Annotated in this window: 26 protein-coding genes and 1 pseudogene; 18 read left to right on the forward strand and 9 right to left on the reverse strand. The window is 64.3% G+C overall.

Annotated elements, in window-relative coordinates; translation table 11 throughout:
• Window positions 1-161: 161 nt before the first annotated feature.
• Together mgtE and P8014_RS02285 are read left to right on the forward strand one after the other, a co-directional pair.
• Complete coding sequence (gene mgtE, locus P8014_RS02280) at window positions 162-1,526, forward strand: magnesium transporter (RefSeq protein WP_337815682.1); 1,365 nt, start codon at window positions 162-164, stop codon at window positions 1,524-1,526.
• 129 nt (window positions 1,527-1,655) lie between these two features.
• On the forward strand, window positions 1,656-2,210 hold the full coding sequence (locus tag P8014_RS02285; RefSeq protein ID WP_337815683.1) for a TlpA disulfide reductase family protein: 555 nt from the start codon (window positions 1,656-1,658) through the stop codon (window positions 2,208-2,210).
• Window positions 2,211-2,220: 10 nt separating this feature from the next.
• On the opposite strand, the gene ptsP is transcribed toward P8014_RS02285, so the two are convergent.
• The gene (ptsP, locus tag P8014_RS02290; protein WP_337815765.1) at window positions 2,221-4,488 is read right to left on the reverse strand and encodes a phosphoenolpyruvate--protein phosphotransferase; all 2,268 of its coding nucleotides are present in this window, start codon (window positions 4,486-4,488) and stop codon (window positions 2,221-2,223) included.
• Between the two features lie 43 nt (window positions 4,489-4,531).
• Window positions 4,532-5,047 (reverse strand): RNA pyrophosphohydrolase, encoded by a 516-nt coding sequence (locus P8014_RS02295; RefSeq protein ID WP_337815684.1) that lies wholly within the window; start codon window positions 5,045-5,047, stop codon window positions 4,532-4,534.
• Window positions 5,048-5,204: 157 nt separating this feature from the next.
• Between P8014_RS02295 and P8014_RS02300 the strand changes: the two genes are divergently transcribed.
• Window positions 5,205-5,909 carry an HAD family hydrolase gene (locus tag P8014_RS02300; protein ID WP_337815685.1) on the forward strand — a complete coding sequence of 235 codons (705 nt, stop codon included), beginning with the start codon at window positions 5,205-5,207 and terminating at the stop codon, window positions 5,907-5,909.
• A 22-nt stretch (window positions 5,910-5,931) separates the two neighbouring features.
• Here the strand turns inward: P8014_RS02300 and P8014_RS02305 are convergent, their stop codons facing one another.
• Both P8014_RS02305 and P8014_RS02310 read right to left on the reverse strand, forming a co-directional pair.
• Window positions 5,932-6,369, reverse strand: a complete 438-nt coding sequence (locus tag P8014_RS02305) for a hypothetical protein (protein ID WP_337815686.1) — start codon at window positions 6,367-6,369, stop codon at window positions 5,932-5,934.
• Between the two features lie 2 nt (window positions 6,370-6,371).
• Window positions 6,372-6,524 (reverse strand): rubredoxin, encoded by a 153-nt coding sequence (locus tag P8014_RS02310; protein WP_337815766.1) that lies wholly within the window; start codon window positions 6,522-6,524, stop codon window positions 6,372-6,374.
• Between the two features lie 84 nt (window positions 6,525-6,608).
• Between P8014_RS02310 and P8014_RS02315 the strand changes: the two genes are divergently transcribed.
• From P8014_RS02315 to P8014_RS02330, 4 genes are all read left to right on the forward strand, one after another.
• A complete protein-coding gene (locus tag P8014_RS02315) occupies window positions 6,609-7,415 on the forward strand; it encodes a hydroxymethylpyrimidine/phosphomethylpyrimidine kinase (RefSeq protein ID WP_337815687.1) in 807 nt (268 codons plus the stop codon).
• Between the two features lie 20 nt (window positions 7,416-7,435).
• Window positions 7,436-8,062 (forward strand): thiamine phosphate synthase, encoded by a 627-nt coding sequence (thiE, locus tag P8014_RS02320; protein WP_337815767.1) that lies wholly within the window; start codon window positions 7,436-7,438, stop codon window positions 8,060-8,062.
• 667 nt (window positions 8,063-8,729) lie between these two features.
• Entirely contained in the window at window positions 8,730-10,013 is a 1,284-nt protein-coding gene (gene hemL, locus P8014_RS02325; RefSeq protein ID WP_337815688.1) for a glutamate-1-semialdehyde 2,1-aminomutase, read from the forward strand.
• A gap of 7 nt (window positions 10,014-10,020) precedes the next feature.
• Window positions 10,021-10,338 (forward strand): DNA-binding response regulator, encoded by a 318-nt coding sequence (locus P8014_RS02330; RefSeq protein WP_337815689.1) that lies wholly within the window; start codon window positions 10,021-10,023, stop codon window positions 10,336-10,338.
• A gap of 62 nt (window positions 10,339-10,400) precedes the next feature.
• Here P8014_RS02330 and P8014_RS02335 read toward each other — a convergent pair whose 3' ends face one another.
• A complete protein-coding gene (locus P8014_RS02335; protein ID WP_337815690.1) occupies window positions 10,401-11,918 on the reverse strand; it encodes a PLP-dependent aminotransferase family protein in 1,518 nt (505 codons plus the stop codon).
• A 90-nt stretch (window positions 11,919-12,008) separates the two neighbouring features.
• On the opposite strand from P8014_RS02335, the gene P8014_RS02340 reads away from it, so the two are divergent.
• The 11 genes and pseudogenes from P8014_RS02340 (at window position 12,009) to P8014_RS02390 (ending at window position 21,454) form a co-directional block, all read left to right on the forward strand.
• Window positions 12,009-13,346: an aminotransferase class III-fold pyridoxal phosphate-dependent enzyme gene (locus P8014_RS02340; protein ID WP_337815691.1), complete on the forward strand. Its 1,338-nt coding sequence runs from the start codon at window positions 12,009-12,011 to the stop codon at window positions 13,344-13,346.
• A gap of 4 nt (window positions 13,347-13,350) precedes the next feature.
• Window positions 13,351-14,100: pseudogene (locus P8014_RS02345) on the forward strand (SDR family NAD(P)-dependent oxidoreductase).
• Window positions 14,101-14,105: 5 nt separating this feature from the next.
• Window positions 14,106-14,846, forward strand: a complete 741-nt coding sequence (locus P8014_RS02350; protein ID WP_337815692.1) for a sulfite exporter TauE/SafE family protein — start codon at window positions 14,106-14,108, stop codon at window positions 14,844-14,846.
• A 379-nt stretch (window positions 14,847-15,225) separates the two neighbouring features.
• Window positions 15,226-16,365 carry a taurine ABC transporter substrate-binding protein gene (gene tauA, locus P8014_RS02355; RefSeq protein WP_337815693.1) on the forward strand — a complete coding sequence of 380 codons (1,140 nt, stop codon included), beginning with the start codon at window positions 15,226-15,228 and terminating at the stop codon, window positions 16,363-16,365.
• A 176-nt stretch (window positions 16,366-16,541) separates the two neighbouring features.
• Complete coding sequence (locus P8014_RS02360) at window positions 16,542-17,324, forward strand: ATP-binding cassette domain-containing protein (protein WP_337815694.1); 783 nt, start codon at window positions 16,542-16,544, stop codon at window positions 17,322-17,324.
• On the forward strand, window positions 17,324-18,181 hold the full coding sequence (locus P8014_RS02365; RefSeq protein ID WP_337815695.1) for an ABC transporter permease subunit: 858 nt from the start codon (window positions 17,324-17,326) through the stop codon (window positions 18,179-18,181). Before P8014_RS02360 ends, P8014_RS02365 begins: the two co-directional genes overlap by 1 nt.
• 61 nt (window positions 18,182-18,242) lie before the next feature.
• Window positions 18,243-19,556 (forward strand): tetratricopeptide repeat protein, encoded by a 1,314-nt coding sequence (locus P8014_RS02370; RefSeq protein ID WP_337815696.1) that lies wholly within the window; start codon window positions 18,243-18,245, stop codon window positions 19,554-19,556.
• A gap of 135 nt (window positions 19,557-19,691) precedes the next feature.
• The gene (locus tag P8014_RS02375) at window positions 19,692-19,919 is read left to right on the forward strand and encodes a hypothetical protein (RefSeq protein WP_337815697.1); all 228 of its coding nucleotides are present in this window, start codon (window positions 19,692-19,694) and stop codon (window positions 19,917-19,919) included.
• A 179-nt stretch (window positions 19,920-20,098) separates the two neighbouring features.
• Window positions 20,099-20,569, forward strand: coding sequence for a Cys-tRNA(Pro) deacylase (gene ybaK / locus P8014_RS02380; RefSeq protein WP_337815698.1), 471 nt, complete (start codon window positions 20,099-20,101; stop codon window positions 20,567-20,569).
• Window positions 20,570-20,583: 14 nt separating this feature from the next.
• Window positions 20,584-21,066, forward strand: a complete 483-nt coding sequence (locus tag P8014_RS02385; protein WP_337815699.1) for a GNAT family N-acetyltransferase — start codon at window positions 20,584-20,586, stop codon at window positions 21,064-21,066.
• Window positions 21,067-21,136: 70 nt separating this feature from the next.
• Window positions 21,137-21,454 (forward strand): type 1 pili tip component, encoded by a 318-nt coding sequence (locus P8014_RS02390; RefSeq protein ID WP_337815700.1) that lies wholly within the window; start codon window positions 21,137-21,139, stop codon window positions 21,452-21,454.
• Between the two features lie 190 nt (window positions 21,455-21,644).
• Here the strand turns inward: P8014_RS02390 and P8014_RS02395 are convergent, their stop codons facing one another.
• Genes P8014_RS02395 through P8014_RS02410 form a run of 4 tightly spaced genes read right to left on the reverse strand, consistent with a single transcriptional unit; the run spans window position 21,645 to window position 25,930 of the window.
• Entirely contained in the window at window positions 21,645-23,096 is a 1,452-nt protein-coding gene (locus P8014_RS02395; protein WP_337815701.1) for a bifunctional 2-methylcitrate dehydratase/aconitate hydratase, read from the reverse strand.
• Between the two features lie 34 nt (window positions 23,097-23,130).
• Complete coding sequence (gene prpC, locus P8014_RS02400) at window positions 23,131-24,276, reverse strand: 2-methylcitrate synthase (protein WP_337815702.1); 1,146 nt, start codon at window positions 24,274-24,276, stop codon at window positions 23,131-23,133.
• Between the two features lie 38 nt (window positions 24,277-24,314).
• Complete coding sequence (gene prpB, locus P8014_RS02405; protein WP_337815703.1) at window positions 24,315-25,202, reverse strand: methylisocitrate lyase; 888 nt, start codon at window positions 25,200-25,202, stop codon at window positions 24,315-24,317.
• Window positions 25,203-25,246: 44 nt separating this feature from the next.
• Window positions 25,247-25,930, reverse strand: coding sequence for a GntR family transcriptional regulator (locus P8014_RS02410; RefSeq protein WP_337815704.1), 684 nt, complete (start codon window positions 25,928-25,930; stop codon window positions 25,247-25,249).
• Window positions 25,931-25,954: the final 24 nt, after the last annotated feature.

The following is a 25,954-nucleotide window of genomic DNA, read 5'->3' on the forward strand; positions in this document are numbered from 1 at the left end:
CTTCTCCCCGTCAGGCTAGGATATTCGGCAGACAGACAGCCCGGACCATCACACCCGGCTTGCCGAACAGCTTGGTGTGCGCCTTCGCAACAGCGCATCGAACGACCTCCTGGCCGCGTGTGGAGCAGAACCGAGCGGATTTCTGACGAGCGAGTAGAGCCATGGCTGAAGCGGCGCCGGAACAACGCACCTCAAACAATCTCGAACTCATCGGCGAGACCCTGCAGACCGGCACCATGCAGGAAGCCCGCCGGCTGCTGAACGCGCTGCATCCGGCCGAGATCGCCCATCTGCTCGAATCCATGCCGCTCGCCCGGCGCGAACTGGTCTGGGAGCTGGTCGACCCCGAATACGACGGCGAAGTCCTGCTCCACCTCGGCGATGAAGTACGGCAGAGCCTGATTCGGGGCATGGACGCCGACGAGTTGATCCAGGCTGCCGAAAGCCTCGACGTCGACGACCTCGCCGACCTGATCCAGGACCTACCCGAAACCGTGCTCCAGGAAACCCTGGAAGGCATGGACAAACAACGCCTGCAGCGGCTGCAGGCGGTGCTGTCCTACCCGGAGGACACCGCCGGCGGCCTGATGGACACGGACACCGTGACCGTACGCGCCGACGTCACCCTCGACGTGGTCCTGCGCTATCTGCGCCTGCGCGGCACCCTGCCGAATTTCACCGACACGCTCATCGTCGTCAACCGCTACGACAAATATCTCGGCCTGCTACCGCTGTCGCAGTTGCTGGTCAACGATCCGGACCACACCGTCGCCGAAGTCATGACCCAGGGTGCGGAGTCCATCCTCGCCACCGCGTCCGCCCGTGAGGTCGCCAAGCTGTTCGAGGATCGCGACCTGGTATCCGCCGCCGTGATCGACGATAACGGCCTGCTGCTCGGCCGCATCACCATCGATGACGTGGTCGACGTCATCCGTGAAGAGGCGGACCATTCGGTCATGGGCCGCGCCGGCCTAAGCGAGGACGAGGATATTTTCGCTCCGGTATTCCTCAGTTCGAAGCGCCGCGCGGTCTGGCTCGGCATCAATCTCGCCACCGCCTTCCTAGCTGCCGGGGTCATCGGCCTGTTCGAAGCCACCATCGAGAAATCGGTGGAACTCGCCGTGCTCATGCCCATCGTCGCCAGCATGGGGGGCATCGCCGGCAGCCAGACGCTTACCCTCATCGTGCGCGGCCTAGCCCTCGAACAGGTCGCCCGCGGCAATCTGCGTTGGATATTCAACAAGGAAATCGCCGTCGGAGCACTCAACGGCCTGCTGTGGGCGGTCGTCGTAGCGCTCATTGCCATCATCTGGTTCGGCAACTACGAAATCGGTGGCATCATTGCCCTGGCCATGCTCCTCAACCTGGCCGTTGCCGCAATGGTCGGCGTCGGTATCCCGCTGGTGCTGCGCCGCTTCGGCATCGACCCGGCCATCGCCGGCAGCGTGATTCTCACCACCTTCACCGACGTCATTGGCTATGCGAGCTTCCTTGGTCTGGCCACGCTGCTGCTGTTCACGCTGTAATTCCACATCGGCCAATCGGATATTGCGTAGGGAACAAGGCATTCAGAACCACTGCCCGAGCGGTTTTTTATCCGCCCGCGACGCGCTAAGCTCACCGATAGTCACCTTTCCCTGTCACGAAATACGCCTATGAAAGCACGCGACATGTTGATTGCCGGATTCGCCGCCATCGTGCTCGGCACCGCCGCCTATCTGTGGTTCGGTGGCCAGGGCAACGCGAACGATGCTCCCGCGGTACGCATGACACTGCTCGACGGTCAACATCTGGATCTGGCGTCGCTGCACGGACACCCCGTGCTGATCAACTTCTGGGCCACCACCTGTCCAGGCTGCGTAGCGGAAATGCCCCAGCTCAGCAAGCTGTACAGGAAATTGGCGCCACAGGGCTTCAAACTGATCGGTGTCGCCATGTATTACGATCCGCCGGCGCAGGTGCGAGCCATGCGCAAGGCACGCGACATTTCATATCCGATCGCGCTGGACCACAATGCGGACATCTCCAAGGCCTTCGGCGACGTACGCCTGACCCCGACCTCGTTCCTCATCGACGCCGAGGGACACATTGTCTACCAGAAGCTGGGCAATCTGGACATACCCCAGCTGCGTGCACGCATCGAGAAACTGCTCGACACACCCACGGCCTCTGCCGCGGCTGCCGGCAAGGCGCAAATGCCGCTGTCCTGAGATTCCGGCGTCAGTGCTTGCCGGGCCTGACCAGCCCACCCAGCCCTGCTTCCACCAACGCATTGTCCAGCAGTTCACGCACGCGCAGCGGATCCTCCAGTTCGAGGGACTGCTCCAGCAGCTCGCGGGCATGCTTCTGGCTGAAACTGCGCACCACCCACTTCACTCTCGTCAGCCCGGCAACGCTCACGCTCAAGGCCTCGTAGCCCATGCCCAGCAACAGGATCGCCGCCGCCGGATCGCCCGCCATTTCCCCGCAAACGTAGATCGGCTTGCCGGCGCGGCGTGCGCCATCGCGGGCCTGCAGCAAGGCCAGCAGAACCGCCGGATGCAGCGGGTTATACAGTGAGGCGACACGTGTGTTGTTGCGATCCACCGCCAGCAGGTACTGCACCAGATCGTTGGTGCCGACGCTCAGATAGTCGACCCGCCGCGCCAGGATCTCGGCCATGTAGACCGCGGAAGGCACCTCGATCATGACGCCGCGCTGCGGCATGCCCACGATCACGCCTTCTTCCAGCAGTTCGTCGCGCGCCCGGGTCAGCAGGGCCATCGCCTCGTCGAGTTCGCCCACGCTGCTGATCATGGGGAACAGGATGCGCAGATTGTCCAGCCCGTCGCTGGCGCGCAGCATTGCGCGAACCTGGGTCAGGAACAGCTCCGGATGATCGAGCGTAATGCGGATACCGCGCCAGCCCAGAAACGGGTTGTCCTCGTGCACCGGAAAATAAGGCAGCGGCTTGTCGCCACCGATGTCGAGGGTGCGCAGCGTCACCGGTCGCGGATGGAAGGCCTGCAGCATCTGCCGGTAGGTCGGGATCTGCTCCTCCTCCGAAGGAAAGCGGTCGCGCACCATGTAGGGAAATTCGGTGCGGTACAGTCCCACGCCTTCTGCGCCCGACTTAAGCGCCGGCTCCACATCGACCAGCAGGCCACTGTTGACGTAGATCGGCATGTTCACACCGTCCAGTGTCACAGCCGGCTTCGAAGCCAGACCGCTGAGGTCCTTGGCCAGTTCGTGCTCTTCACGCGACAGGCGCGCGAACTCCCGCCGTACCTGACGACTCGGCTGCACGAACAGCCGGCCGAGATAGCCATCGACGACCACTTCACGCCCGTCCAGACGACCCACGGGCAGATTCTCCGCGCCCATCACCGCCGGAATGCCCAGGGCGCGCGCCAGTATCGCCACATGCGATGAACTGGAGCCCTTCGCCGACACCACTCCGATCAGACATTCGGGCGGCACTTCTCCGAGTTGTGTCGCCGACACGTCGTCGCCGATCAGCACGGTGTTCTCCGCGTAAGCTGTCTCCCCGCGCTCCTGCGCCAACAACTGTGAAAGGATGCGGCGGCCCAGATCACGAATATCGGCAGCGCGCTCGCGCAGATAAGCGTCATCCATCTCCTCGAAACTGCGCGCGTACTGGCGCACGGTGTCACGCAGCGCCGCCGGGGCCCAGGCCCCCGCCTCGATACGCTGCCGCGTGCCGCCGATCAGATGGTCGCTGGCCAACATCATCGCGTAGGCATCGAACAGCGTATGTTCCTCGGCCGGCAACACACCGACCATGCGCTCGCGGATCTGAACCAGTTCCTCACGCACCGCCTCGACCGCCCGCTCGAAGGCCATCATCTCCTCGGCGGTATCCTCGGCACTGCGGTCCGGAACCTTCTCCAGGTCAGCCTGCGCGTAGACAACGCGCGCCGTACCGATGGCCACGCCCGGCGAACCGCCCAGGCCACGGATGATCAGGTCGGTAGGCAGCTCGCCGCGAAGCAGGCGCTGGGTTTCGCCCGAGAGTTCAGCCTGCCGGATGGCCGCGGCCACCTGCACCGACAGCGTCGAAAGCATAGCGACGGCGGACTCGCCAAAGCTGCGCCGCGCGCGCTGCTGCACCACCAGGACGCCGAGCACTCGCCGCTGAAGAATGATGGGAACGCCGAGAAAGGCGTGATAGCGTTGTTCGCCGGTCTCGGAGAAATACTTGTAGCGCGGATGCAGCGGCGCATCGTCCAGGTTCACCGGCTCGGCACGCTGCGCGACCAGACCAACCAGCCCCTCTTCGAAGCTCAGGCGCACCTTGCCCACCGCCGCGCGGTTGAGGCCCTCGGTCGCCATCAGCATCAGACGCTCGCTGCCCGGCATAACCAGATACACCGAGCAAACGTTGACCTCGAGCGCAGCCCGCACTCTGGCCACCAGTACGCTGAGCGCATCGCTCATGGAGTCCGCGGCGCCGACCTCCTCGACGATGCGCTGCAGCGTCTTGAGCAGCGGCGAGGCCTGCGGGGCCGGCGCCGGTTTGACTGCAGGCCCCTCAGGAGACACGACGCGCGGATTCCAGATTCCGGACCTCTTCGGCTCCGAAGTGCAGGGGTGCCAATTCGTTCAAGGCTCGCTGATAGACCCGTCGCTTGAAGGAGACCACCTCATCGGCCGGCAACCAGTAATCGACCCAGCGCCAACCGTCGAACTCGGGCTTAGGAGTACATTCCAGATTGAAGCACTCATCGTCGCCCTGCAGACGCAACAGGAACCAGACCTGCTTCTGCCCCACGCAGACAGGCCGGGAATGACGTCGGATCAAACGCTTGGGCAAACGATAGCGCAGCCAGCCACGGGTACGCCCGACCACCGCGACATGCCGCGACTCCAGTCCGGTCTCCTCCCACAGTTCGCGAAACAGCGCGTCCTTCGCCGACTCTTCCTGACGAATGCCACCCTGCGGAAACTGCCAGGCTCGCTGACCGATGCGCTTGCCCCAGAACACCCGTCCATAGGAGTTACTAAGGATGATCCCTACGTTTGGTCGAAAGCCGTCTGAATCAATCACTTGCAATCCCCTGGCACGCCTGTTCATACAAGTCTCATTCTTCCACAAGCATCGTGGTTCGGCAAATGCCGCATGCAGCGGCGGACGGCGATCGGATAGCATTCCCAATCCTGCTAAAATCAGCCCTCAATTCATCACAGGCTGGGAAGACAACACCATGGGACTCGCCCTCTTCGACCTCGACCATACGCTGCTGAGCGGCGACAGCGACTATGAATGGGGAGGTTTTCTGGCGGACATCGGCGCGGTCGAACCCGTGAGCTACGCCCAGACCAATGCACGCTTCCATGCCGATTATCTCGCTGGCCGCCTCGACATCCACGCCTTTTCGCGTTTTTCCTTCACCCCATTGGCCGAAAATACGCTGGAAACCCTGTTGGCCTGGCGCGAGCAGTATCTCGAAGAGCGGATCCGTCCGTTGATCGGCGAGGCAGCACAGGCATTGGTGCAACAGCACCGCGAGGCGGGGGACACCCTGATGATCATCACCGCCACCAACAGCTTCGTGACCCGGCCGATCGCCGACATTTTCGGCATCGAAAACCTCATCGCCACCGAACCGAAGCGTGAAGGCGAGCGTTTCGTAGCCCAAATCGAAGGCATTCCGGCCTTTCAGGAAGGCAAGGTGCAACGCCTGCAGGCCTGGCTGGAAGAACACCCGAGATTGGACGGGGAACGCTGGTTCTACAGCGATTCGCGCAACGACGTACCCTTGCTCGAGCGCGTCGACCACCCGGTCGCGGTAGACCCCGATGAAACGCTGGCGAGGATCGCCACCGAACGCGGCTGGCCCATTATCAGCCTGCACGGCGGACCAGCCAAGACCCCGGAAGAAGAATCCCGGGAAGCCCAGCGCGCCTGACGCGCGCTGGGGCGACGATCTCTTAGGCGAAGGCAGCCGCCAGACCGAGCACACGCCGTCCGGCCGGCGTCTCGTTCTTTCCAGCCTCGCACACGGCATCCGCCATGCCGGAGAAGAATTGCGGCAGCGCCTGCACCAACTGCTGCTTGCGCAGTCGCGCAACGCCGTAAATCGGCCACATCGCTCGCATGCCTCCAGTCGGCAGACCGTCGCAGACCTTCAGCCCCCAGCCGGTTTCACTCACGTCCCAGACATGATGGCGCACCGCCAGCCGGAATACGTCTTGCGCCCCCATATCCCGCATGCCTACACCGGGACCGACATACTCGACCTGTAGCACCTCGGCCAGCTCGGTCATCTCGGCGTCCAGCGCCCGCAGCGCCTCGTCCAGCTCACCGCTGAGACGCACGCGGTCAGCATGGGCCTGCACGGCGAGAAAATCGATCGTTGCCTGTTCCATGCTCAGATCTCGACCATCTCGAAATCTTCCTTGCTCGCGCCGCATTCAGGGCACGTCCAGGTCAGGGGCACATCTTCCCAACGCGTACCGGGCTCGATCCCTTCTTCGGGCACCCCTTTGGCTTCGTCGTAGATATACCCGCAAATCACACACATGTACTTCTTCACCCGTACCTCCTGACACCAAACCCAGTCGAGGCGTTATTCTCCACACTTGGTCCAATGCGCGTAACCCCTAAGATGCCCCCGCAACACCTTCCCATCGTACTCATCCTCGCCGGCAACGACCCCAGCGGCGGTGCCGGTCTGGCCGCTGACACCGCCGCCGTACTCAGCCTTGGCGGACACCCGGCCCCGGTCGTCACCGCCCTCACCGTGCAGGACACCGCCAAGGTGCAGCGCTTCGAATCGGTCGCACCGAGCCTGGTCGTGGAGCAGGCCCGCGCCGTGCTGGAAGACATGCCCGTCGCCGCCGTCAAAATCGGCATGCTCGGCACTGCTTCCGTCGTAGAAGCGGTGCACGGCGTTCTGCGCGACTATCCGCGCCTGCCCGTGGTACTCGACCCGGTGCTGCGTGGCGGCGGCGGCGGCGAACTGAGCGATCCCGATACCCTCGAGGCCCTGCGCTGCCTGCTGCTGCCGCAGGCAACCCTGCTCACTCCCAACCTGCCCGAAGCCCTGGCGCTGGCTCCCGGCGCCGACGGCTGCGACGCCTCCGGAGCCGCGCTGCGCGAACTGGGTGCCGAGTACGTGCTCATCACCGGCGGCCACGCCGAGGGCGGCGAAGTGGTCAACCGCCTCTATAGTCCTCACGGCGGCTGCGATACGGCGAGCTGGCCGCGCCTGCCCGGCGAGTTCCACGGCTCCGGCTGCACTCTTGCCGCGGCCGCGGCGACGTTCATCGCCCAGGGCGAAACCCCTCCCGCAGCCGCCAGGGCAGCGCAACGCTACGCCTGGAACGCTCTGAATGCAGCGCATCGTCTCGGCCTTGGGCAGCTGATTCCCGACCGTCTGTTCTGGGCCCGCGACAGGGACACTTCCACGTGACACATCCACCCTTGCACGGCCTGTATGCCGTAACCGATAGCCGTCTGACATCCGGCGATAGGCTGCTCGAACGCGTCAGGGCAGCCCTACGCGGCGGCGCACGCTGGATCCAGTACCGCGACAAGAGCACAGATGCCCCCAGGCGTCTTGCCGAAGCGCGAGCCCTGGCGAAGCTCTGTCATGAACACGGCGCCGGCCTGATCGTTAACGACGACGTCGAACTCGCCGCCGCCAGCGGCGCCGACGGCGCGCATGTCGGACGCGAGGATACCGACCTGGAAAGCGCCCGCGCGCGTCTTGGCGCACAGGCGGTGATCGGGGTGTCCTGCTACAACCGGCTGGAGTTGGCCAAAGATGCAGCTGCAAGAGGCGCGGACTATGTCGCATTCGGCAGCGTGTTCCCCTCTCCGACCAAACCCGAGGCCGCACGTGCGGATCTCGACCTGTTGCGCGAAGCCCGCGCGCGGCTCGCCTTGCCGATTTGCGCGATCGGCGGCATCGATGCCGACAACGCCGCGATCGTTGCGGCTACCGGCGTCGATATGCTTGCGGTGATCAGCGGAGTGTTTGGTGAGGAGGATCCGGAAATTGCTGCCGGGGAGATTGTGCGGGCGATGGCAGCCGACATTGGCGTGCCAGGCTTGTAACTCAGGATTATTCTTTGATTTTGAAAGAATATAACTGGTTTATTTTTAATATAAAAATCCGACTCTTCCATGGCCGCATCGAGAATAGTTCGGGCGCGACTTGACGTTTGGGGAATAGAACGCGCCCAAACCACCGAGTTACGAATCAGCCAACTCAGAAAAACTCCGCTGTCGGACTCGCCATGTTTTGACGTTCGGTCCCCCTGATCGCTTGCCTCGCGGGCGTGCGCCTGGGCGGGGATGGCCGGCAGGACGCCGGCCAAGCAGCCCTTCGCAGGACGCGAATGGCTGCGGGCCCCGTTCAGGCGTGCGTTCGCGAGGTTGCCCGTCAGGGACAAGCGATCCGTGGGGTGCGTTTCTTTCGCCGGTTTCTTTGCGCACTCAAAGAAACCGGCTCGGGCGCGTCACCGATTCGGATCGAAACTCCACACTCCGAATCGCGCACGAAACGACCCCCAAAGCGCAGAACAATGCGCGATTTCCAAGCGGCCTCAAGCGAAACGCCAAACCCCGAATCGCGCCCCAAACCGACCCCACTAGTCCAAGGATGACCTGCGGGGTCACGTACTGATTCACGCTTCCAGCTCAAGCACACAGCAAACCATCACGCCCCGACACCCCCACCCGAACTGCTAAACTGCCCACCTGCACAACCAGGAGCCCCCCCATGAGCAACACGCACACCCGCTTCGAACGCGCCCAACAACATATACCAGGCGGCGTGAACTCGCCCGTCCGGGCGTTCAAAAGCGTCGGCGGCGAACCGCTTTTCATCGAACATGCCGAGGGCGCTTACCTGTACGCCAGCGACGGCCGCGCCTACATCGACTACGTCGGCTCCTGGGGCCCCATGATCCTCGGCCACGCCCATCCAGAGGTGATCGCCGCCGTACAGGAAGCAGCCGCACGCGGCTTGTCCTTCGGCGCGCCGACCGAGTTGGAAACGCAGATGGCCGATCGCGTATGCGAACTCGTGCCCTCCATGGACATGGTGCGCATGGTCAACTCCGGCACCGAGGCGACCATGAGCGCCATTCGCCTGGCCCGCGGCTACACAGGGCGTGACAAGATTCTCAAATTCGAGGGCTGTTACCACGGCCACGCCGACTCGCTGCTGGTCAAGGCCGGCTCCGGCGCACTGACCTTCGGCGTGCCGAACTCGCCCGGCGTGCCCGCCGCACTGGCCGAGCACACCCTCACCCTGCCCTACAACGATCTGACCGCGGTAGAGGACACCTTCGCCCATCTCGGCGGACAGATCGCCTGCATCATCGTCGAGCCGGTCGCCGGCAACATGAACTGCGTGCCGCCCGAACCCGGCTTTCTGGAGGGCTTGCGCCGGGTGTGCGACGAATACGGTGCGCTGCTCATCCTCGACGAGGTCATGACCGGATTTCGCGTCGCCCTGGGCGGCGCACAGGCTCTCTACGGCGTCACCCCGGATCTGACCACCTTGGGTAAAATCATCGGCGGTGGCATGCCGGTCGGTGCCTTCGGCGGACGGCGCGAGGTCATGGAACAGCTCGCGCCGCTCGGACCCGTCTATCAGGCGGGAACGCTGTCCGGCAACCCACTCGCAATGGCCGCCGGCCTCAAGACCCTTGAACTGATCTCTACGCCCGGCTTCCACGAACGCCTGACCGAAACCACCGCGCGCCTGCTGCGCGGTTTGGAAGCGGCGGCGACCGAGGCCGGTATCGCCCTGCGCACCAACCAAGTCGGCGCCATGTTCGGGCTATTCTTCACCGAGGCGCCGGCGGTGCGCGGCTTCGCCGACGTCATGACCTGCGACGCTGACCGCTTCCGTCTGTTCTTCCACGGCATGCTCGACGAAGGCGTCAACCTCGCGCCCTCGGCTTTCGAAGCCGGTTTCGCCTCGTCTGCACACGGCGAGGCCGAAATCGAGGCCACCATTGCCTCGGCACACCGCGCCTTCGCGGCAATGCGCTGATCCGCCCATGCGCATCCGGCTGCATTGCAAGGATCTGATGACACGCACGCGCCTGGGATCGCGCTGGCAAGCTGCCGGCGCCGACCTGTTGCGACCACACGCGAACGAAGCGCCCGACCTGATCGTCATCGATCTTGGCGAACCTGATGCCGCGGAGACGCTTGCCGCCGAACGCATCCGTTATCCCGCGGCTCGTATTCTCGTTTTCGGCCCCCACGTCGAGGGTGAGGCCCTGCGCGCTGCCAAAGCCGCCGGCGCTGACGAGGCGGTGGTGCGCGGCAAGGTTGCCGAGCGCGTGCTCGGACGCCTGCACGAAGCGGACTGAAGGAGCGAACCCGCTCGGCGCTCAGCGCAGAACAGGGACAGATTGACGGCACCGAACCCGATTCAGTGCCCACCTAGCCCCTTCGCCAAACGCGCCAGGATGCGTATCCCCGGCTCGATGCGTTCGATTTCGATGGACGAAAAGCCGAAACGGATGAAACGACCGTCCTGATCGTCGCGGTAGAAGAACGGATCGCCGTTCTCGATCAGTACGTCCTCGGCCAGCGCCGCGGCCGCCAGCCCCCGCCCGTCGATCCCCTCGGGCAACCTCGCCCACACCACGGAACCGCCCCCGGGGCGACGGAACTCGATCGCCGGCCAATGCTCGACCAGCGCGTCGGACAGCCGCTGTGCGCGTTCGGCCAGGGTCTGCCGGGTACGCACGATCAGCTTGTCGTAGTGCCCTTGCGCGACGAACAGCGCCAGGGTGCGCTGATTGTTGGACGAAGGATGGCGGATCATGAGGCGCCGCAAGCTCCGCAACGCGGCGATCAACTGCTCGTCGGCCACGATGTAACCGATGCGCAACCCGGGCGAGATGATCTTCGACATGCTACCGACGTAGATCACGCGGTCGTTCCGGTCGATGGCCTTGAGCGCCGGCAGCGGCTGCCCCTGATACTGGGTTTCCGCGTCGTAGTCGTCCTCGATGATCACCCGGTCGTGCCGTTCGGCCATCTGCAGCAGCTCCAGACGCCGCGCGGTAGCCATGGTCACGCCGCTCGGACACTGGTGGCTGGGCGTGCAATAGAGATACTGGCACTCGGCTAGGCGCGCATCCGGCCGCATACCCTGCTCGTCCAGCTCGGCGGGCACGATCCGCGCCTGCCGGCGCAGGAAGATGTTGCGAGCGTCCATATAGCCGGGCTCCTCGAAACCCACGGCCATGCCGCGCGCGATCAACGCCTCGGCGAGCAGGAACAAGGCCTGCTGTGCGCCCACGGTAAGCAGAATCTGCGCCGGCTTGGCGGCGATGCCGCGCCGCGGCAGCACGCGGCGGATCAGCTGTTCGACCAGTACTTCGTCGTCCTGCTCCACGGCATCCGACGCCCAGCCGTGAATCTGCCCCACGCTCAACGCGAGCCGGCTGCACTCGCGCCATTCGGCGACCGGAAAGAATTTCGGATCGAACTGCCCGTATACGAAGGTATAGCGATAGCGCTGCCAGTCCGGCGTCTTGTGCAACCACTTGCCTGCGAGCGCGGTATCCAGCAGACGCGAGGGCCAGTCCGGCGCATCCTGCCCGGCGCGTTCCGCCGCCGGCGCTTCGAAACGCGGCGCAGCGTCTTCGCGCGCGGCGACGAAATAGCCGCTGCGCGGCTTGGCGACCAGGTAGCCGTCGAAGACCAGCTGCTCCAGCGTCAGCACCACGGTGTTGCGCGCGACCTTGAGCATGGCGGCCAGCTCGCGGCTGGAAGGCAGGCGCACGCCGGAGCGCAACGCGCCGTTGAGGATGGCGCCGACGATCGCGGCGCGCAGCTGGCTCTGCAGCGTGGCGCCGTCGTGGCGCAGTTCCGGCAGTAGCTGCTGCCAGAAAAGCGCATGCGGCGCCGCGCGTTCGGAACGTCCGGTCTTCTCCACGCTCTGGCCTCACGGATTGTTCGAACTGGCATTATGCATGAGTCCAGATCGTCTGCGAGCATGCTCGGCAATCACGTCAAGGAGGTCGTCATGAGCGCCGTACACCCGATCGACAGCAACGTTTCAGCCCCGCTCGGCACGCAGCAGTGGCTGCCCTTCACGCCGAACCGCGACTTCCTCGCCGATCCGAAGCTGTTCGCCTCCGCCGCGCGCCAGTACTACTACGACGCGAACGGCAAGCCGATCCTGGACGCCAGCTCCGGCCTGTTCACCACCCCGGCCGGCCACGGCCGCAAGGAAATCGCCGAGGCCGTCTACGCGCAGCTGCTGCAGCTGGATTTCTGCCCCAGCTTCACCCGCGCGCACACCGGCTCCTTCGCGCTCGCCGAACGCCTAACCGCCATGCTGCCCGAGCCGCTGAACCATGTCTTCTTCGTCAGCTCAGGCTCGGAAGCGGTCGACACCGCGATGAAGGTGAGCATCGCCTACCAGCGCGCGCGCAAGGAGCACTCGCGCACGATGTTCGTGTCGCGCGAACGCGCCTATCACGGCGTGAATCTCGGCGGCACCGCACTGTCCGGCATCGTCAACAACCGCCGCAGCTTCGGCAGCCTGGTGTCCGGCGTCGCGCACATGCGCCACACCTGGCTGCCCGAGCAGCGCATGCAGCTGGGCCAGCCTACGGTCGGCGCCGAACTGGCCGACGACCTGCTGCGCCTTATCCAACTCCACGGTGCCGAGAACATCGCCGCTTGCGTGGTCGAGCCGATCGCCGGCTCGACCGGCACCCTGGTGCCGCCGGCCGGCTACCTCGAGCGCCTGCGTGAACTGTGCAGCGCACACGGCATCCTGCTGGTGTTCGACGAGGTCATCACCGGCTTCGGACGCACCGGTGAAGCCTTCGCCGCGCAAAGCTTCAGCGTCGTCCCCGACATCGTCACCATGGCCAAGGCGCTCACCAACGGCGCGATCCCGATGGCCGCCGTCGCCGTCTCCGACGAGGTCTACCGCAGCATCGTCGAGTCCGCCCCGGAAGGCGCCATCGAGTTCTTTCACGGCTACACCTGGTCCGGTCATCCGGTGGCGTGCGCCGCCGCCCTGGCCACGCAGGATATCTACGCCGACGAAGACCTGTTCACTCGCGGCCGCAGACTCTCGCCCTATTTCCTGGAGCAGCTGAGCACGCTGGGCGACCTGCCGATGGTGTTCGACGTGCGCGGCTACGGCCTGCTCGCCGGCGTCGAGGTCCGCTCCGACGGCAAGCCCGGGAGGCGCGGCCACCTGCTGCAGAAACGCCTGTTCGAACAAGGACTGCACCTCAAGGCCACCGGCGACACCGCTATTCTCGCGCCGTCGATGATCTTCGAGCGCGAAGACGTCGACCGCATGATCACAACGCTGCGTGACGTGCTCGGCACGTTGGACTGAGGCGATGAATGTTCTGGTGACCGACGCAACCGCCGGATTCGGGCGTGCCATCGCCCTGCAACTCGCTGCCGCCGGGCACATCGTGGTAGCGCTCGGCCGCCGCCGCGAGCGGCTCGAACAATTGGCAGCCTAAGTGGACGGCAAAATCGTCATGCGCCAGATGGATGTCAGGCGGCGCGACGCCGTCGCAGACGTCATCGCCGGAATCGAGCACAGCGTCGGCCCGACCGACTTACTGATCAACAACGCCGGCCTGGCGCCCGGTCTGGAACCCGCCCAACACGTCGCGCCCGACGACTGGGAAGCCATGGTCAACACCAACGTCAAGGGCCTGCTCTACTGCACTCACGCCGTGCTGCCCGGCATGGTCGAACGAGACTGCGGCTACATCATCAACCTCGGCTCAATCGCCAGCAGCTATCCCTATCCCGGCAGCCAGATGTACGGCGCCAGCAAAGCCTTCGCGCACCAGGTCAGTCTGAACCTGCGCGCCGACCTGGTCGGCAGCCGCATCCGCGTGAACTGCATCGAGCCCGGCCTATGCGGCGGCACCGGATTCTCGGTCACGCGCTGCAAGGGCGACATCGGCAAGACCGACGACGTCTATCGCAGCACCGAACCGCTCACCGCGGAAGACATCGCGCAGATCGTCGGCTGCCTGATCGCCCTGCCCGCGCACGTCAACGTAAATTACCTGGAACTGATGCCGACCTGCCAGGCCTTCGCGCCCTTCTCCGCCGCCCGCTCCGCCTGAAGGCGATGGCGCACGCCCTGCTTCCCAACGCCACGACGCTACTCGCGCTCGCACTGGTCAGTCTCGCCGCCGGGCTGATCAAGGGTCTGTCCGGTTTCGGCGCAGCGCTGGTCATGGCGCCGTTCTTTGGTCTGCTGCTTGGTCCGCACGCCTCGGTCGCGCTCATCGTACTCATCCACGCCTTCACCTCCCGGCAGGGCTCCGCCGCCTGGCGCGGACAGATTCACTGGCCGCCGATCCTCGGTCTGGCCGTTCTGGCCGTCGGTTTCGACATCCTCTGTACCCATGTCGTCGCCCAGTTCGACCCCGACACACTGCGCCGCATCACCGGTCTGCTTGTTATGGCTCTCGCCGCCCTGCACACCTGGGGCATCCGCTGGACGCATCGCGGCGGCGCGGCGCCGACCCTGCTTGCCGGCGCTGCATGCGGAACGTTCATGTCCTTCGCCGGCCTGGGCGGACCGCCGGCCCTGTATTACTTCGACGGTCTGGTAAAGGATCCAGCGCGCTTGCGCGCGCATCTGCTCGCCTTTTTCATGATTCTGTTCGTCGCCACAGCCGGCTTACTGGCCGTTCAAGGCGTCCTGACTCCGGAACTCTGCGCACTCGCCCTGCTACTGGTGCCACCGTTCTATCTCGGTAACCGTCTCGGCGAACATGGTTTTCAGCGACTGCCCTCCAGGCACTTCAAGCACTTCATCGGCGTAATCCTGATCGGTTCCGGACTGAGTGCCTGGTGGCTGTAAGGGCGCACCCCTATGGTGCGTACCTCAGGCCTTCGCCCCAAAACCCTCCACTCCTGACTCTGGCACCAAACGCCGCCCGATCGATTCTACGATGGCTGCCGACTCCCCCGGCAGACGCTCTGCAGTCGAATTCGCCCCAGCGTTAAACAGACCTCTACAACATCGCGAAGATAGAAATCAATGCATTGATTTAAATATAAAAATTAAAATACAGCTACACTTTATCCATCTTCCTCGAACACATTCCCACGCCGCCAACTGGTTCATCATTTTCATCGAACTGGACCCAAGACCTGGCTTAGCATCTGCAGCTGACCACCCGTGCAAATGATCGCATCGCGCTCTGATGTTCAACGAACCGAGCCAAAGAGGTATGGGCATGAAAACTGAAGACCGCACCAGCAACGCACCACCCGACCGCAGCAAGAGAGGACTCGGCAAAATGCTCGCCATGTTCGGCAGACGAAACGCGAAATTGAACACCGATTCCCACTCTGCACCGAAGCAATACGGTGTGCTACGTCTTGCTACGCATGCGGGCCTGGCCGCGATCTGCATGGCCGGCCTCGCCGGCCAGCCCGCCCTGGCCGGCGACAAGGTGGTCGATATCGGCTATCAGCTGATGGTGAATCCGTGGAAAGTCGCCATCGCCGACCACGCTTTCGAGAAGGCGACCGGCTACACGATCCACTGGCATCAATTCAGCTCCGGCGGACAAGCGATCAAGGCCCTGGCTTCGGGAGCCATCCAGATAACCAGTGCCGGTTCGGTGCCGATTGCCGCCGCCGTATCCAACGGCCTGCCGGTCCAGCTGTTCTGGATACTCGAAGGCATCGGCTCCAACGAGGAACTCGTCGTGCGCAACGGCGCCGGGATCGCGTCACCCAAGGATCTTGCCGGCAAACCCATCGGCGTACCGGTCGGCTCGACGTCCGATCTCGACCTCTATTACGCGCTGAAGCAATGGGGCGTGCAGGCCAGGGTTCTGGACATGCAGCCCGACGCCATCGTCGCCGGCTGGACGCGAGGCGACATCGACGCCGCCTTCGTATGGGACCCGGCCCTGAGCCGCATCAAACGTACCGGCAAGGTCATGATCACCTCGGGACAGATCTGCGAGAAATCCGGCATCTGCACCTATGACGGGCTCGCGGTGGACAAGAACTGGGCCGCCAAGCATCCGCAGTTCATGACCGCCTTCGTCAAGGTGCTCGGCGAGTACTATGCGAAGTACAATGACAACCCCGGCGCCTGGACGCCCGGTTCGGCAATGGTGTCCAAAATCGTCAAACTCAACGGCGCCAATCCGAAGGACGTGCCGGGGATTTTGAAGGGCTACATCTTCCCCGACCTCAAGCAGCAGGTTTCCACGACCTGGCTGGGAGCCAACGCCGGCAAGAGCATGGCCATCAGCGCCAAGTTCCTCTCGGAAATCGGCCAACTGGGCCAGCCTGGGTCGGACGCCAAGTATTCCGCCGCGGTCACCACGGAGTGGGTGGACAAAGCCTTGGCCCAGTGAACGCGCGAAACCGTGCGGGGGCGCGAGGATGCAGCCGCGCGGGCGCGGAGTCGCACGGCGCCGGCGACGCAGCCGACAAAGTTTGAAACGCGAGCCGCACACGGGAGTCCGTCACGCGTGAGATCAACGTTCGCTCGACCTTACCCGTTACCAGTCCATACGCTCAGGAGCCGCGCATGCTGGACATCGATCATCTGACGATCGAATACACCTCCCCAAAGGCCCCGCCCACGGTTGCGTTACAGGACGTCGACCTTCATATCGGGGTTGGAGAATTCGTCGTGGCGCTCGGCGCATCTGGCTGCGGCAAGACGACCCTGCTCAACGCCATCGCCGGCTTCATCCCTCCGACCCGGGGCACGATCGCATTGGGCGGAGAGCCGGTGATCGGCCCCGGACGCGAGCGCGGCGTAGTGTTCCAGAAACACGCTCTGATGCCCTGGTTGTCGGTCCTCGAAAATGTCGAATTCGGTCTGATGCTGCAAGGCATCCCACTGCATGAAAGACGCCCCATCGCCAAGGAAACGCTGCGCCGTGTGGGCCTGGCGAAGGCGGCCAACCGCCCCGTCTACGAACTATCGGGCGGCATGCAGCAACGCGTCGGCGTAGCTCGCGCGATCACCGCTTCCCCGGAGGTGATGCTGCTCGACGAGCCGCTGGGCGCATTGGACGCCTTCACCCGCGAATCGATACAGGAGCTGCTGCTCGATCTCTGGCACGCAAGCGACCGACTGTTCTTCTTCATCACCCACGACGTCGAAGAAGCGTTGTTCCTGGCCACCCGTCTCATCGTCATGGCGCCTTCGCCAGGGCGCATCGCGCACGAATACGCGCCCACGTTCTCCAGCCAGTTCATGGACCGCCGCGACGCCCGCAAGGTGAAATCGTCAGCCGAATTCATCCGCATGCGGGAAGAGGTACTGGACGTCGTGCGCAGCATATCCGCAGGAGAGCACTGATGGGAACCACAATGCAAACCGCCAGCGACAACACCACCCGCACCCGGCAAGCCCGCAGACGCCAGCAGTATCGCCCGTTTGCCCCGCAGGGCCGGGAGACGTTCTTCATCAGCACGGCGACGGTCGCCGCCATGCTGCTGCTATGGTGGATATCGACGTCCCTTGGGTGGATCAAGCCACTGTTCCTGCCCTCGCCGGCAGCGGTATTCGCAGCCTTCAAACATAGCCTGATGGGCGGCGTTCCCGGACAGCCCACGCTGATCGAAAACACCACCGTCAGTCTGGCACGTGTTTTCGGCGCCTTCCTGCTCGCCATCCTGACGGCGGTGCCGGTTGGCCTCGCCATGGGCACCTCGCGCATCGCCAACGGCATCTTCGACCCGCTCATCGAGTTCTACCGCCCTCTGCCACCACTGGCGTACCTGCCTCTGGTCATCATCTGGCTGGGCATCGGCGAGACGGCCAAAATCACCCTCATCTATCTGGCCTGCTTCGCCCCGTTGGTCATCGCAACCAAAGCCGGCGTGCGTTCGGTACCGGTCGAACAAATCAACGCGGCGTTCTCGCTCGGCGCGAGCCGCTGGCAGGTGCTGCGCCACGTCATCCTGCGTGGCTCCATGCCGGAGATCATCACGGGCATGCGCATCGCGATCGGCTTCGGCTGGACGACTCTGGTCGCCGCGGAAATGGTCGCCGCCAACACCGGTCTCGGGCAGATGGTGCTCAAAGCTTCCAACTTCCTGCGCACAGACGTGGTCATCATGGGCATCGTCGTCATCGGCGTCATGGCATTCGCATTCGATCTGATGATGCGAAAACTGGAGACGCTGCTCGTGCCGTGGAAAGGGAAGATGTAGAGAGGAATCGGCCGCGCCGCGAGGCCACCGCCATCGACTCAATCCTTCAAGAGGGAACAAGATGACAACCGATCGCCAGGGTAATGCCGTCTCCGGAGCCGATCCGCAGGCCGCAGAGCTGTACGACCAGGCCTTCGAGGCTTTCAACATCTATCGCGGCGACCCGCTCGGTCTGACCGAGCAGGCCATTGCCACCGCGCCTGGATTCGTCATGGCACATCTGCTCAAGGCCCATATCTACGCCCTGGCGACGGAACCGGCGGCCACCGCGGAAGCGGACCGCATTTTGGAGCAGGTGCGCGGCATGCCCTGCGACGCACGCGAAGCCTCCCACATCCACGCGCTGGACCTGTTGCAGCAAGGCAACTGGAACGCGGCCGCGGAAGCGCTCGACCATCACAACATGCGCTACCCGCACGACCTGCTGGCCCTCCAATCCGGGCATCTCATGGACTTCTATCGCGGCAACTCGCGCAACCTGCGCGACCGCATCGCCCGCGCGCTCCCGCAGTGGTCCAGCGACATTCCGGGCTACCCGATCATGCTCGGCATGTATTCCTTCGGCCTGGAGGAAACCGGCGACTACGGCCGAGCCGAAGACAAGGGCCGCGAAGCACTCGACCTGCAGCCGCTCGATTGCTGGGCACACCACGCCGTCGCCCATCTCATGGAAATGCAGGGCCGCGTACAGGACGGCATCGGCTGGATGAGCGAACGCGAACCCCACTGGTCCGGAGCGGACAATTTCTTCAAGGTGCACAACTGGTGGCACAAGGCGCTCTACCACATGGATCTCGGCCAATTCGACAAGGCCCTAGAGATCTACGACCAACGCGTACAGCCGAACCTGGGCGACGTCGCCCTGAACCTCGTCGACGCCTCCGCGCTGCTATGGCGTATGCATCTCGCGGATCAGGACGTCGGCGCACGCTGGACCGAGGTCGCCGACGGCTGGAACCGCGTGGCCGACCGCAAACTCTATCCGTACAACGACTGGCACGCCGTCATGGCCTATCTCGGTGCCGGGCAAGACGAGCGCGTCGCGGCCACCACAGCGGCATTCGAACAGGCCGCCAATACCAGCGAAACCGCTGTCTGGGCCAAAAAAATCGGCCTACCGCTGGTCGCCGGCTTCAGCGCCTTCTGGCACGGCGACTACGCAAGCGCGGTGCGCCACCTGCATTCGGCGCGCTTCGTCGCCAACGCGTTCGGCGGCAGCAATGCGCAGCGCGACGTCATCGACTGGACCCTGACCGAAGCCGCGCTGCGCGGCGGTCAATCCGGCGTCGCGCGCGCAATGGCCAACGAGCGTCTGGCCCTGAAACCGCACAGCGCGATGAACCGCGACTTTCTCGCCAGGTGCCTGCCGCTCTGAACGCCAATCCCCGCGCCCACGAGAAATCGCAGCGCGAGGGCCGCGGGCGGAACACCGAAGCGTGAGCATGGTCCATACTCATTACCGGGCATCGGCAATCCTGCCTGGACACCCGCACACGCTAAGGAGAACTTTATGAAAGTTCACCGCCGCGACGACGAACACATCGTCATCGAGATGGACATCAAGACAGCGGACAAGCTTTATCACGCGATCAACGAACGCACCATCGACATGACCAACGGCGCGATCGATCTTGCCAGCCTGCTGCAGGAAGCCTGCTATGAGGCGCACGACGACTTCCGTCAACCGCCGCACGCCTTCGACGACGAGGCTCCGCCCCACCCCAAACCGGAGGATTGAACTGGCGAGCTTGTGGAAAAACTGCAGGCTGCAGGGGTTCAGCCTCTCCCGGAAAATGATCATGTGCGGTACGAATACGCACCACCGCTGACACACTGAGCATCCGCCCCGGACCATAACAGCGCCCCGCCAAGCGGGGCGCCTATACTGCCCACTCGCTCCCAACCATCCTCATCAGCATGACACCGGCCATCGAACTCGCCCGACGACAGGGCGTAGCACACACCGTACATAGCTACGACCACGATCCCGACTGCTCCGCCTATGGCACCGAGGCCGTGGAAGCGCTGGGCCTGGATGAGAAACGCGTGTTCAAGACGCTGGTCGTAGACTTCGGGGGGAAACTCGCCGTCGCGGTACTGCCCGTGCCCCATATGCTGAGTATGAAGCTCGTGGCCAAGGCCGGCGGTGCGAAGAAAGCCGTCATGGCGGAAAAGGGCACGGTCGAACGCTCAACCGGCTACGTACTCGGAGGCGTCAGCCCGCTAGGACAGAAAAAGCGTCTGCCGACCTACATAGACTCGTCCGCCCGCGACTACCCGACGATATTCGTCAGCGCAGGCCGCCGGGGGCTGGAAATCGAACTGGCTGCCGAAGACCTGCGCCGCTTGACCGGCGGCAGCTTCGCGAAACTCTGCCAAAACGAGTAGCAAACCAGGGTCCCATGCGAAACGAAGACGTCACGATCCGTGCAGCGAATGCTACCGACCTCGAAGCGATCGATGCCATCATCGAGGCATGCGTAATGCGCTGGAATCTGCCGCAGCGCGTCAAACGCCTCGCATTGGGCAGCTATCTCTATGGCCGGCACGACCTGGAGTTCATGGAAATTCTGCTGGCGGTCGGTGCGGACGGAGAGATAAACGGACTGGCCGCCCTAGAAACGGCCGCAGACGGTGAGTTGTCCACCGGGCGCAAGGGCCTGCTGCTACACGGACTTTATGTCAAACCGCAACTGCAGGGCCGTGGCATCGGTAGCCGGCTGGTGTCCGCCGCAGTCGACGCGGTCCTCGCACATGGTTTGGACGGCCTGCTAGTCAAGGCGCAGAACGACGCCACGGGATTCTTCGAGGCATACGGGTTCGAGCCGATGCCCGTCGGCGATTCTGCCGTGGATTATGCCAACCGTTGGTGGAAAAGCGTCTGAGCATCCGTTCCGGCCAGGTTCTAGACTCCTCTGATGTAGGCGCAAACCAGCACACGGCTGAGGAGGCACGGTGAAGGTAAGACAACTGATCGAATCGTGGCAATCGCATGCCGGAGAACATCGGCCCGACTGTGTACTGCAGTTGCCGCTAACGGGAGCGGACCACGCCAAATTGCACGCCCTTGCAGAAATTTATCCTGGCCGAGACGTCGAAACCCTGGCCCGCGAACTGCTGCAGGCCGCCTTACTCGAAGTCGAAGAGGCGATGCCTTATGTTCCCGGCCCTAAAGCCATCGGTGAGGACGAATCCGGGGACCCGGTTTACGAGAACATCGGCCCGACGCCTCGTTTTCTGGAACTGACGCGCCGCTACCTCGAACAGCGATAAGGGGTGAACCGGCTGCTTGGCTGAAGCTTGCCGCCCGCAAGACGATCGAGAACGCTTCCGCTTCACCCCATTGAGAAAACCACCGCCGAATGCCCGCAACACTCGGACACTCGCAGCAGTTGAGGTGGTCCATCCGTGGACCGATCCCCGCCGCCAAGCGACGGGGGTCTTCCATCCGGTCGCTTCCGCCTCAGGCCGTCAGCAGACTCATGAGGTCGTCGACAGGCGTCTGCAGGAAGCGTTCGTGGTCGGCGCAGACATCCAGCACCGCATCCGCCTTCTTCTTCGAGACCTTGCCGCGCAGGTTGGTCTCGAACTTGGCCTTGAGCAGCGGGATGCCTTCCTCGCGGCGGCGGCGGTGACCGACCGGGTAGTCGATCGACACCTCCTCGGTGCTGCTGCCGTCACGGAAAAACACCTGCACGGAGTTGCCGATGGCGCGCTTGTCGGCCTCGAGGTACTCGCGCGTGAAGCGTGGTTCCTCGACGCACTCCATCTTGGCCCGCAGCGCGTCGATGCGCGGATCAAGGGCGACGGCGTCCTCGTAGTCCTCGGCGGTCAGACGTCCGAAGATCAGCGGCACGGCGACCATGTACTGGATGCAGTGGTCGCGGTCGGCGGGATTGTCCAGCGGACCGGTCTTGTTGATGATGCGGTCGCCCGACTCCTGGGTCTTGATCACCACGCGCTCGACGTCGTCGAGACGGTCGCGTACGGCTCCGTGCAGCTTGAGCGCCGCTTCCACCGCGGTCTGCGCGTGGAATTCGGCCGGGAAGGAGATCTTGAACAGCACGTTCTCCATCACGTAGGTGCCGTAGCCCTGGCCGAAGCTCAGCTCGCGGCCCTTGAACAGCACGTCCTGGAAGCCCCAGGTCTTGGCGGTGACCGCGGAGGGATACCCCATCTCGCCGCGCAGCGCCATCAGCGCCAGGAACAGGCCGCGCGAGGACGCGTCGCCCGCCGCCCAGGACTTGCGCGAGCCGGTGTTCGGCGCATGCCGGTAAGTGCGCAACGAGGAACCGTCGATCCAGGCGTGCGACACGGCGTTCAGCACCTCTTCGCGCGTACCGCCGAGCATCGCGGCAGTGACCGCGGTGGAGGCGATGCGTACCAGCATGACGTGGTCGAGCCCGACGCGGTTGAAGCTGTTCTCCAGCGCGATCACGCCCTGGATCTCATGCGCCTTGATCATGCCTGTGAGCACGTCGCGCATGGTCAGCGGCGCTTCGCCGCGGCCGCGCGCCTGGCGCGACTGGTAGTCGGCCAGGGCGAAGATCGCCCCGAGGTTGTCCGAGGGATGTCCCCACTCGGCGGCCAGCCAGGTGTCGTTGAAGTCCAGCCAACGGATGATGGCGCCGATGTTCCAGGCCGCGCGCACCGGATCGAGTTCGTAGGACGTACCGGGCACACGGGCGCCGCCGGACATGCCGGCACCGGGCACGACCGGACCGAGCATCTTGGTGCAGGCGGGATAGTTGAGGGCGTAAAGCCCGCAGCCGATGGTATCCATCCAGCAGTAGCGGGCGGTCTGCATGGCCTCGTCGGAACGCGTGACGTCGTAATCGAGCGCATAGTCGGCGATGGCCTGGATGACCTGATCGAATTCCGGACGGCTGGCGTCCAGTACGGCGGCATTGCTCATTGCATACCTCTGAATTGAGAAAGAAGTTCGGATTTCAGCGGGCCGACAGCGGCGGATAGGGCCGGTCTTCGGAGCCGACGTAGTTCGCCGACGGCCGGATGATCTTGCCGTCCTGGCGCTGTTCAATGATGTGCGCACCCCAACCGGCGGTGCGGGCGATCACGAACAGCGGCGTGAACATGTCGGTCGGCACGCCCATCTGGCTGTAGGACACGGCGGAGAACCAGTCGAGGTTGGGGAACATCTTCTTGCTCTCCCACATGACCTGCTCCAAACGCTCGGCGACGTCGAACAGCAGGCGATCGCCGTTCTCCTCGGAGAGCTGCAGCGCCACCTTCTTGATGACCTCGTTGCGCGGGTCGGACACGGTGTACACCGGATGGCCGAAACCGATCACGATCTCCTTGCGCGCCAGGCGTTCGCGGATATCCGCTTCGGCCTCGTCCGGACTGGAATAGCGAGTCTGGATGCGCAGGGCGACCTCGTTGGCGCCGCCGTGCTTGGGTCCGCGCAACGCGCCGATCGCGCCGGTGATCGCCGAGTACAAGTCGGACGCGGTGCCGGCGATGACGCGCGAGGTGAAGGTCGATGCGTTGAACTCGTGCTCGGCGTACAGGATCAGCGAGGTGTGCATGGCGCGCACCCAGCTCTGCGGCGGAGTCTCGCCGTGCAGCAGGTGCAGGAAGTGTCCGCCGAGCGAGTCGTCATCGGTCTCGACATCGATGCGCCGGCCGTTGAAGGCGAAGTGGTACCAGTACAGCAGCGCCGAGCCCAGCCCGACCATGAGACGGTCCAGAATCAGGCGCGCCTCGGCCACCGGATGATCGTCCTTCTCCGGCAGACAGCAGCCGAGCACGGAGCTGGCGGTGCGCATCACGTCCATCGGATGCGACGAGGCCGGCAGCGCCTCAAGCGCCGTGCGCAATGCGTGCGGCAGCCCCCGGTAGGAGCGCAGCCGGCGTTTGTAGGCGGCCAGTTGCGCCGCGTTCGGCAATTCGCCGTAGATCAGCAGATACGCGATTTCCTCGAACTCGGCCTGCTCGGCAAAATCGAGAATGTCGTAGCCGCGGTAATGTAGATCGTTGCCGCTGTGGCCGACGGTGCAGATCGCGGTGTTGCCCGCGACCGTGCCCGACAGGGCCACCGATTTCTTCGCCTTGGGTGCGTTTGCTTCAGTCATTGGTCGCCTCCTGCGCTAAGCCGTTGCCATGCCGCGGTTCAACCGCGGCCTTCGGAAAAAAGCCGGTCCAGTGTCTGTTCGAAATCGTGGTAGCCGAGGTAGCGATACAGGTCCTCGCGCGTCTGCATCGTGTCGAGCACGTTGCGCTGGGTGCCCTCGGCGATGATGGTCTGGTAGACCTTGAGCGCCGCCGCATTGGCGGCACGGAAGGCCGACAGCGGGTACAGCGCGATGCTGACGCCCACCGAGCGCAGCTCGTCGAGCGTGAACATCGGCGTGGAACCGAACTCGGTGATGTTGGCCAGCACCGGCACCTTTACCGCCTCGACGAAGGCACGGTACTGCTCCAGCGAAGTCACCGCCTCAGGGAACAGCATGTCCGCGCCGGCTTCGACACAGGCCACCGCGCGCTCGAGCGCCGCATCCATGCCCTCGACTGCGAGCGCGTCGGTGCGGGCCATGACCACGAAATCGTCGCTGCGGCGGGCATCGACCGCCGCCTTGATGCGATCGACCATTTCGGCCTGCGGCACGATCGCCTTGTTCGGGCGGTGCCCGCAGCGTTTCTGCTGCACCTGATCCTCGAGGTGCACCGCGGCAGCGCCGAACTTCTCCATGGAACGGATGGCGCGCGCGATGTTGAACGCCCCGCCCCAGCCCGTGTCGATGTCCACCAACACCGGCAGATCGACCACGTCGGTGATGCGGCGCACGTCGGTCAGCACGTCCTCGGCCGTGGTGATGCCCAGGTCGGGAATGCCGCAGGAACCGGCCGCGACGCCGCCGCCGGAAATGTACAGTGCCTCGTAGCCGCAACTGGCGGCCAGGCGTGCATGGTAGGCGTTGATCGCGCCGATGCATTGCAGGGGATTGGCGCGCTCGACGGCGCTGCGAAATTTCGCTCCCGGGGTGGTGTTCTTACTCACTGACTTGACTCCTTGTCACTGTTTGGATGCTCCGCCGGCCACCTTCAGGAGGCACGGGCGGTCAGCATGGACTTCACGTTCTCCCGCGAAGTCCGGATGTGGTGGCGCATGAGCAGTTCGGCCATTTCACCGTCGCGCTGCTCGATCGCGTCCACGATCATTCGATGTTCGACGAAGGCACGCGGCGCGCGCCGGCTCTGCATGCCGAACTGATAGCGGTACAGGCGCATCAGGTGATAGAGGTCGTTGCAGAGCAGCTTGATGAGCTGGCTGTTGCGGCTGCCCTGCACGATCCGGTAGTGGAAGTCGAGATCGCCGACCTTCTGGAAATAGGCCTGGCCGCTGTCCTCATCGATCTGCCTGCCGTGCTGGTCGAGCAGCCCCCGCAGCGCGGCGATCTCCTCATCGGTCATGTGCTCCGCGGCCAACCTCGCAGCCATGCTCTCCAGCGCCTCGCGCACCTGGAATATCTCCAGCAATCCTTCGCTGGACAGAGTCACCACGCGCGCCCCCACGTTCGCCCGACGCTCCACAAGGCCACAGGCTTCGAGGCGGCCAATCGCCTCACGCAGCGGGCCTCGGCTCACGCCAAAGCGCCGCGCCAACTCCGGCTCACTGATCTTCGAACCGGCGGCGATGTCGCCGCGCTCGATCGCCCCGCGGATCTGTTCGAACAAGCGTTCGGACAAGGTCACCGCCGGGCCCATGGAAACGATTTCGACCGTCATCTGCATCTTTCCGTCAACAATGCG

The sequence above is a fragment of the Acidihalobacter sp. genome (genome assembly GCF_037381185.1).
GTDB lineage: Bacteria > Pseudomonadota > Gammaproteobacteria > DSM-5130 > Acidihalobacteraceae > Acidihalobacter_A.

Bases quoted from the DNA above. Each gene is read 5' to 3' on its own strand.
- mgtE (WP_337815682.1), top strand. From the start codon at position 162: ATGGCTGAAGCGGCGCCGGAACAACGCACCTCAAACAATCTCGAACTC.
- P8014_RS02285 (WP_337815683.1), top strand. From the start codon at position 1,656: ATGAAAGCACGCGACATGTTGATTGCCGGATTCGCCGCCATCGTGCTC.
- P8014_RS02300 (WP_337815685.1), top strand. From the start codon at position 5,205: ATGGGACTCGCCCTCTTCGACCTCGACCATACGCTGCTGAGCGGCGAC.
- P8014_RS02305 (WP_337815686.1), bottom strand. From the start codon at position 6,369: ATGGAACAGGCAACGATCGATTTTCTCGCCGTGCAGGCCCATGCTGAC.
- P8014_RS02310 (WP_337815766.1), bottom strand. From the start codon at position 6,524: ATGTGTGTGATTTGCGGGTATATCTACGACGAAGCCAAAGGGGTGCCC.
- P8014_RS02315 (WP_337815687.1), top strand. From the start codon at position 6,609: ATGCCCCCGCAACACCTTCCCATCGTACTCATCCTCGCCGGCAACGAC.
- hemL (WP_337815688.1), top strand. From the start codon at position 8,730: ATGAGCAACACGCACACCCGCTTCGAACGCGCCCAACAACATATACCA.
- P8014_RS02330 (WP_337815689.1), top strand. From the start codon at position 10,021: ATGCGCATCCGGCTGCATTGCAAGGATCTGATGACACGCACGCGCCTG.
- P8014_RS02340 (WP_337815691.1), top strand. From the start codon at position 12,009: ATGAGCGCCGTACACCCGATCGACAGCAACGTTTCAGCCCCGCTCGGC.
- P8014_RS02350 (WP_337815692.1), top strand. From the start codon at position 14,106: ATGGCGCACGCCCTGCTTCCCAACGCCACGACGCTACTCGCGCTCGCA.
- tauA (WP_337815693.1), top strand. From the start codon at position 15,226: ATGAAAACTGAAGACCGCACCAGCAACGCACCACCCGACCGCAGCAAG.
- P8014_RS02360 (WP_337815694.1), top strand. From the start codon at position 16,542: ATGCTGGACATCGATCATCTGACGATCGAATACACCTCCCCAAAGGCC.
- P8014_RS02365 (WP_337815695.1), top strand. From the start codon at position 17,324: ATGGGAACCACAATGCAAACCGCCAGCGACAACACCACCCGCACCCGG.
- P8014_RS02370 (WP_337815696.1), top strand. From the start codon at position 18,243: ATGACAACCGATCGCCAGGGTAATGCCGTCTCCGGAGCCGATCCGCAG.
- P8014_RS02375 (WP_337815697.1), top strand. From the start codon at position 19,692: ATGAAAGTTCACCGCCGCGACGACGAACACATCGTCATCGAGATGGAC.
- ybaK (WP_337815698.1), top strand. From the start codon at position 20,099: ATGACACCGGCCATCGAACTCGCCCGACGACAGGGCGTAGCACACACC.
- P8014_RS02385 (WP_337815699.1), top strand. From the start codon at position 20,584: ATGCGAAACGAAGACGTCACGATCCGTGCAGCGAATGCTACCGACCTC.
- P8014_RS02395 (WP_337815701.1), bottom strand. From the start codon at position 23,096: ATGAGCAATGCCGCCGTACTGGACGCCAGCCGTCCGGAATTCGATCAG.
- prpC (WP_337815702.1), bottom strand. From the start codon at position 24,276: ATGACTGAAGCAAACGCACCCAAGGCGAAGAAATCGGTGGCCCTGTCG.
- P8014_RS02410 (WP_337815704.1), bottom strand. From the start codon at position 25,930: ATGACGGTCGAAATCGTTTCCATGGGCCCGGCGGTGACCTTGTCCGAA.